10 protein-coding genes and 1 pseudogene are annotated in these 6,315 nt (G+C 59.4%); 3 read left to right on the plus strand and 8 right to left on the minus strand.

Annotated features, from left to right (window positions below; translation table 11 throughout):
* On the minus strand, positions 1 to 659 hold a 659-nt coding region (locus BA066_06135; protein ID RDD53103.1), incomplete at its 3' end, for a hypothetical protein.
* Positions 660 to 1,315: 656 nt separating this feature from the next.
* Here BA066_06135 and BA066_06140 point away from each other — a divergent pair.
* The 3 genes and pseudogenes from BA066_06140 (at position 1,316) to BA066_06150 (ending at position 2,197) form a co-directional block, all read left to right on the plus strand.
* Positions 1,316 to 1,366: pseudogene (locus BA066_06140) on the plus strand (hypothetical protein).
* Between the two features lie 104 nt (positions 1,367 to 1,470).
* On the plus strand, positions 1,471 to 1,800 hold the full coding sequence (locus BA066_06145) for a hypothetical protein (protein ID RDD53104.1): 330 nt from the start codon (positions 1,471 to 1,473) through the stop codon (positions 1,798 to 1,800).
* Positions 1,784 to 2,197, plus strand: a complete 414-nt coding sequence (locus BA066_06150; protein RDD53105.1) for a hypothetical protein — start codon at positions 1,784 to 1,786, stop codon at positions 2,195 to 2,197. The genes BA066_06145 and BA066_06150 overlap by 17 nt, the downstream gene beginning before the upstream one ends.
* Here BA066_06150 and BA066_06155 read toward each other — a convergent pair.
* The 7 genes from BA066_06155 to BA066_06185 form a co-directional block, all read right to left on the minus strand.
* Positions 2,187 to 2,441, minus strand: a complete 255-nt coding sequence (locus BA066_06155) for a hypothetical protein (GenBank protein RDD53106.1) — start codon at positions 2,439 to 2,441, stop codon at positions 2,187 to 2,189. The two genes, BA066_06150 and BA066_06155, sit on opposite strands and share 11 nt — an antisense overlap.
* Before the next feature lie 46 nt (positions 2,442 to 2,487).
* Positions 2,488 to 3,021: a hypothetical protein gene (locus BA066_06160; GenBank protein RDD53107.1), complete on the minus strand. Its 534-nt coding sequence runs from the start codon at positions 3,019 to 3,021 to the stop codon at positions 2,488 to 2,490.
* On the minus strand, positions 3,009 to 3,773 hold the full coding sequence (locus BA066_06165) for a hypothetical protein (protein RDD53108.1): 765 nt from the start codon (positions 3,771 to 3,773) through the stop codon (positions 3,009 to 3,011). Before BA066_06165 ends, BA066_06160 begins: the two co-directional genes overlap by 13 nt.
* A complete protein-coding gene (locus tag BA066_06170) occupies positions 3,770 to 3,961 on the minus strand; it encodes a hypothetical protein (GenBank protein RDD53109.1) in 192 nt (63 codons plus the stop codon). The genes BA066_06165 and BA066_06170 overlap by 4 nt, the downstream gene beginning before the upstream one ends.
* Before the next feature lie 14 nt (positions 3,962 to 3,975).
* Positions 3,976 to 4,164 (minus strand): hypothetical protein, encoded by a 189-nt coding sequence (locus BA066_06175; protein ID RDD53110.1) that lies wholly within the window; start codon positions 4,162 to 4,164, stop codon positions 3,976 to 3,978.
* 39 nt (positions 4,165 to 4,203) lie between these two features.
* The gene (locus tag BA066_06180; protein RDD53111.1) at positions 4,204 to 4,593 is read right to left on the minus strand and encodes a hypothetical protein; all 390 of its coding nucleotides are present in this window, start codon (positions 4,591 to 4,593) and stop codon (positions 4,204 to 4,206) included.
* Positions 4,580 to 6,315 (minus strand): hypothetical protein (locus BA066_06185; GenBank protein ID RDD53112.1); only part of this gene is annotated, 1,736 nt, incomplete at its 5' end. The genes BA066_06185 and BA066_06180, both read right to left, overlap by 14 nt.

The raw sequence follows: 6,315 nt of genomic DNA on the forward strand, positions 1-6,315 counted from the left end.
GGGTTGGTTACGGCATACCAATACGTTATGTATCCCGTCCCTCCAGTCACATAAGCCTCCAAGATAATTGAATCGTTGTCGGGGAAGTCGCACCACCTAGTGGTGCAAACCGCCCATTTCGTTGTGGGGCTTGTCTCAGTCCAAGACATCGACCACAGGGTTTCGCCGACCCTGTTCCTTATCCTAACGAACAGCGTCTGACCCGGGGTGTCTATGTAAGCAGTCACCCCAAACCCTATGACAATGGGGAACCCAACGCAGATGCTAATGTTGTACCTCTTGACGGTCGTCCAGCTCGTGCTCGTGACCGTGTATGTGGTCGAGTCGGCAAATAATCGCACATATCCTCTTCCACCCGTCCCCACTAAGCCAATCAACGTCCCACTAGTAGTCGGATCCGCCATTCCCGGCAACGGATCGACCACAGAAACCCTCAGCTTGTCCGTGGCCTTCGAGGCGAGCGCGCCGGCGATTGCGCCCAAAGTCGATTCAGACGCCCTGGTGCTCAGTAGCACGTCGATGTTTTGGAGTTTGGCAAAATCCAGACTCCAGTCCCTTCCAGTCAGCGATGTGCCTGAGACCTTGGATATATCCACGGGGATGAACTTGAGCTTCTGGAAAAGCTTATCGTAATCTATACCGGGAGGAATCCTGGCCATTCTCCCCTCCTCCTAGAACACGCCCCTCACCTGGGCCGTCACCGGGGTGGTGTTCGAGCCGACGAGCTTGATTCTCGTCGCGTCGTAATCGAACTCTATGATGTCGTCGCCCGCCCCATCAAAGGTTACGGGAGATTCTTTTGGCTTATACCATGTCGACCCGTCATCCGGACTTAGGTATATGTCGATTACGATAGCTCCCTGGGTTTTGAGATAGAGGGTCCACCTCTCGTAGTTCTTGAGGGGAGCTTCCACTCCGGTTGAGATGTCTTGGGCGATGCATATGGTTATCGTTTCCCCTCCCATGGAGCCTATCGTCTCCTCTATCGCCTCCTTTACTGCCTGCTTCACGGTCATGTATGAGGCCTCCTCAATCACCCTGTCTAGGTAGTCGACGCCCAGCCCCATGAGGGACGCTATGGAATATAAGATTTTCCTGTCCCCTCCGTAGAGCCAGTACTTGACGACTATGGCCCCGCACTTCGCCTCCTGCGCCTTCCCGCGGCCGCTCCCCATCAGCTTCCAGAGCTCTTCCATGTAGCTCCTGTAGAGGAGCCTCTGGTTTATCGAGACGCCGTTCTCGTCGAGTACCCTGGAGACGGCCTGGTAGAGCTGGTCTATGCTGGTATATGCGGCCGCTATGAGGTTGGACGACAGCTCGTGGAGGGCCTCCAGCTTGGGGTGCAACAGCTCGGGAGACGTCTTAATCCTCCACCTCTCCGCCCTCCTCGACGGCATGACCCCATTGGTGGTTGGCGGGCGAGTAATTTAAGGTTTATTAGCGGAGCCGACGAATTCCCCGTTAGTGGTCATGTCGAGGTATTACAAGGGCAGGAGGTTCGAGTGGGCCGTCAGGGACGACCTGAGGCGGAGGGGCTTCGCGGTCTTCAGGTTCGCCGGGAGCAAGCCCGTCGACCTCCTGGCGTGCAAACCGCCCAAATCGTCACCCCAGTTGACGTGGCTCGTCGAGTGCAAGAGCAACTACAGGAAGAATCTGACGAGGGGGGAGGTGAAGAGGCTGATGGAGATACAGAAGATGACGGGCCTCAAGGTGGTGATAGCTTACAAGGAGGGCGGGGAAATCCGCTACGGATATCTGGACGATTTGGCGAGGTTGATGGAGATTGAGCTACAGCCTTGACTTCTTCCTGGGCGGCCCCAAAAAGATGCCATCGGTCTCGGAACTACTGGCATTCATGAGGGCCACGAGGGGCGAGAGGGTGGTGCACAACGGCAGGATCGCGGGCGTAATCTACTTCCACCCGACGATGGGGAAGATATACGTGACGGAGAGGGAGTACGACTCACACGTGTTCGCGAAGTGGAGGACGGTTGGGGTGAGCAGGGACGTCGTGAGGAGGCTGATTCTGGAGGGCGTGAGGTATGTCGTGGTCTACTTCAGGGACAGGGGCTGGATGATGTACACGACGCCGGAGAAGTTCATGGAGTCGGGGAGGCAGCTGTGGAATAAAAAGGAGGGGGATCTGCAACTCCACCTCGGAATCGGCAGCTTCACGCCCCTCCCGGCTAAATCCTGACGTGGGCCTCGTCCAGCACGTCCAGGATGGCGACCTGGGCCCAGTTCACCACGGTTATCTTGTTCTCGGGCTCCCTCCTGATTACCAGGATGTAGGGCGGCGTCGGGCTGGCATATATGAGCTGGCCGGTTATCCTGGCGGCGGAGTATCTGAGCCCTATCGAGACCCGCATCCCGGCGAGGCTGCCCCAAAGCCTGGAGATCTTGCTGGCCGTCTCCTCCTCCATCTGGGCCCTGACCCTCATACGCCGGAGCCTCCGGAGGGGAGTCTATTATCGTTTTCGGGGGGAGCTAGTAGAGGATGCGGTCTACAAAGGTTTTTGGTCGGATAATCGACATTATGAGACAGACCGGGATGCCGCCTATCTCGGCGTACGCGATGCCCCACTTGTCCAGCTTGTACCCCATCTCCCAGACCGTCTCGTTCAGGGCCCTGAGGATTATGTCGGCCCCCTCCGATGACCAGGGGACGACGCCGTAGAGCACGCCGTAGGTCGACCTGGGCTGCTTGTATATGGTTATGTGGCTCTTGTCGTCCGAGGTGGGCCTAAGCGTTATGGAGAGCTCCTTTTTGGCGTAGTACAGCTCGACCACGCAGTTGTAGATGCCCCACGCGAGGAGGAAGACATCCAGTCCGGCCATGAAGAATATGGCGGCTATTTGGCCAGGGGTCGGGGGGAACCACGCGAGGGCTAGGTAGGCTATTAGCATCATGAGCCAGACTCCGACTATCAGGGGCATGCCGGAGATCGACTTCCGCCAGGCCGCCCAGATGGTGATGCCCAGGGCGGCCGATGCCAGGATGAGGGGGATTATGGGAGCCATTCCACCTTGAGGAGCTCCTTGAGGTATTTATACTTGCAGGCGGCGAAGAAGTCAGTCGATCCGGCGAAGAGTATCCCGCATATCTGGTCTTCCTCGCTCGGCCCTTCTCCCGACATGAGGAAGACGGGGGAGCCGGAGTCCCCTCCCCTGGCCACGCCCCTCACGAGTATGATGTCCTCGAAGATTATCCACCTGTCGCCGTACCAGACCTTGACCTTCGCCGCGTCGGTCTCGACCACGCCGGTCGTTATGCCGGTCGTCCTGCCGCTCTTCCAGACCTTTTTGCCGCCGATGCCATCTCCGGAATGAGCGCCCTTAGGCCTTATTATCGAGCCGTCGTCGAGGTACACCCCTCCTTCGAGGGATCTATCCGATGCCGTGAACTTGGCGCAGGCCGCGTCCAGCCTGCTCGGCAGGGCCTCTGGGGTGCACCACTCCTCCAGGAGCCACCCGAAGATGGCGCAGAGGAGGCGCTTCCACCAGGGGAATTTCTCCCTCTGTTCGAGCTCGATGTATCTCTTCAATATTCCGACCGCATCTTTGGGCTTTCTTCCGCCATCGTAGGGGGCCGGCTGCAGGATCGCGGTCTCCCCGGGCCTGCCCTCGAAGACGTGGAAATTGCTGACCAGCACGCGCTCGCCATCCACGAGGTCGACGAACCTGCCCGTCAGGGTTCCGGCCGTGACCTCCTCGCTGCCGACCGATATGCCGCCGGCTAGGGCCTGTTGCCTAGCCGTCCTGTCAAACGTCAAAGCATCTCAAGCCTCCCTATGTTCTTGACCTCCACCTCGAAGCCCTCTATCTTCGCGGCCATCGCCGTGGCCTTGGCCTCCTCGGTCTCTACGTAGACGACTATCTTGTTGCCGACGATGGAGTATCCGGCTATGCCCGGCTCCATCAATAGCTCGTCCAATCTCTTCTTGAGCTTCGGGCAGGCCATCGGCGCTCACCGCCTCACGAGTAGTTTGCGGCCAGGAAGAGTATGAACCCTATCACGCAGACGGCCCCGCCTATGAGGTAGTTGCCCTGCTGTATCTGCTGGGCACCGGTCGTCAATAGGAACACCGCGATGGTCTGGAGGACCGCCTTCCAGCCAGCCTCCTGTAGCCTCTTAAATCTGGAGGGGATTTTCCTCCCGCTCATGGTCTCTGATAAGAGCTGTGGCCGCCCGGATATATGCTTTTAAGCCAGGGACACGGATTTCCAGGCGGTTCCGTCGTATATGTAGAGCCTTGAGGTGGAGGGGTCGAAGTACGCGCTCCCGGGCTCCGGGGATGGGGGCCGGGACGTCGGCATGACGAGGTTGGTCGAAATCTTCGCGCTGGCCGCCTCCAACCCGACTGAGACATAGAGATATTGGGCCCAAACCTGGTTGAACCTGTAGACTTGGGAGCCTATGTTGAGCTGGGCGTCCACGCTCGGGATTAGATCCTCGACGACGCGACCTCCCCTCAGGGGGCTGGTGTCCTCGTACATCTCCATGAGGACGGAGACGAGCTTCTGGTACCAGGTATCCTTTATGACCTGGCCGCCCTTGAGTTCTAGGGCGCTTATGTCGTCAGGCGTGGGCACCTGAGGGCACCCCCGGGCGCGGTGGGAGGCTTATCTTGCCCCTGTATCCCCTCCATTGCCTCCCGATCTTCTTGAGCTTCTCCTCTCCTTTACTGCTCCTCTCGTGCTCCTCGACTATGGCCGATTTCTCCCGCATGTATGCCTCCCTTATGGCGTCCAGAACCTCCTGCTCCGATGCGTCTATCCGGACCATCGGGCAGACGACCACGCCGTCGTCGAACTCGGCCTGGATGTACATGTGTTCGTCGTCTATAGGCTTGACCCACTTTATCTCGAAGCCCACCTCGGGGTTGGGCCACCTGTGGAGCAACTCGTCCCTCGGGCTCTTCTTTGGGGAGAGAATTTCCATCTCGTGCCTGCGGAGCATCTCGGGGCTCATCTCGTGGGGGTTGCACCCCGCGTGAACCGGCACGGTCAATATCTGCCTCGACTCGGGATCGACCTTCCTCACCTTGAGGACTATGCTGTCGTTCTCCCTGAACGGCCTCCCGCAGACCATGCACCTGTCCTCCTCGAAGCCGAGGTCTCCGGAGGTTATGTATATCGCCCTCACCTGGTAGAAGCGGTAGCTGGACGTGCCGACGTAGCTGTATCCGTCGGAGGCCGGGACGAGGTAGTGGTGGGTGGATGCGTCGAGGGGGATGTAGGTGTAGGCGCTCCCCCTCGCCCTCCCGGCCCAGAAATGCAGGGCGTTGGTGAATGCTGCCCACCACCTGTAGTCCGATGTCCCCAGGTATCCGTAGATGTCGGCGGAGGGCCTTAGCCTGTGGTCCACGTTTGACGTTCCCAATATGTTCTTGGTCCTGAAGATTAGATCCGCGGCGCTGTCGCTCCTGGGCCCGATCTCGGAGGGGCTTATCCAGCCGGTTATCGGGTCGGATCCTCCGCTGACGTGCCTCGATGCATGGTATGCTACATCATCTGCGCACTTCTGAAGGGTAACGGCCCCGTCGGCTATCTTCGCCGTCGTGACCGCCCCGTCGGCTATCTTGTTGGTTCCCACGGAGTAGTCGTAGATTTTGGGGGCCGTGACGGCATAGTCGGCTATCTTCTCGGTAGTTACCGCCTTATCCGCTATCTTCGCCGTGGTTACCGCCAGGTCGGCTATCTTGTCGGTAGTAACTGCCCCGGAAGCTATCTTGGCCGAGGTGACGGCGTAGTCGGCTATCTTCGCCGTGGCAACGGCCCCATCGGCTATCTTCGCGGTCGTAACCTGGGAATCGGCTATCTTGTCGGTGGTTACCGCCCCGGACGCTATCTTGGCGGAGGTGACGGCCAGGTCCGCGATCTTCCCCGTGGCGACCGCCCCATCCGCTATCTTCGCGGTCGTCACCGCCGAGTCGGCAATTTTCGCCGTGGTGACGGCCCCGTCGGCGATTCCCGCGGAGGGGATCGGGTATGGGTGATGGGCGCTTGGGATGGTGGTCTTGGATCCGTGTTGCGAGTCGGTTATCGTCCCGTATATCCTGTCTATCGTGCCCCACGCCGGATCCGCGCCGTATCCCTGGGCGATTAGTGCGTAGCCCGATGATCCGTCGGGCATCCTGGAGAGGGGGAATCTGCCGGAGACTATCTTGCTGGCGTCCAGCCCTGGGATATCGTCGGGCTTCAGGCTGTCGTATACGGGGTCGTAGCCAGCAGTCCTGACGCAGAGGAAGGTGTTGGCCGTATAGCTGGTCGGGAGGCGGGACGTGGGGAATCTCCCGCTGGTTATTATCCCGG

Source organism: Candidatus Korarchaeota archaeon NZ13-K (genome assembly GCA_003344655.1).
Taxonomy (GTDB): domain Archaea; phylum Korarchaeota; class Korarchaeia; order Korarchaeales; family Korarchaeaceae; genus Korarchaeum.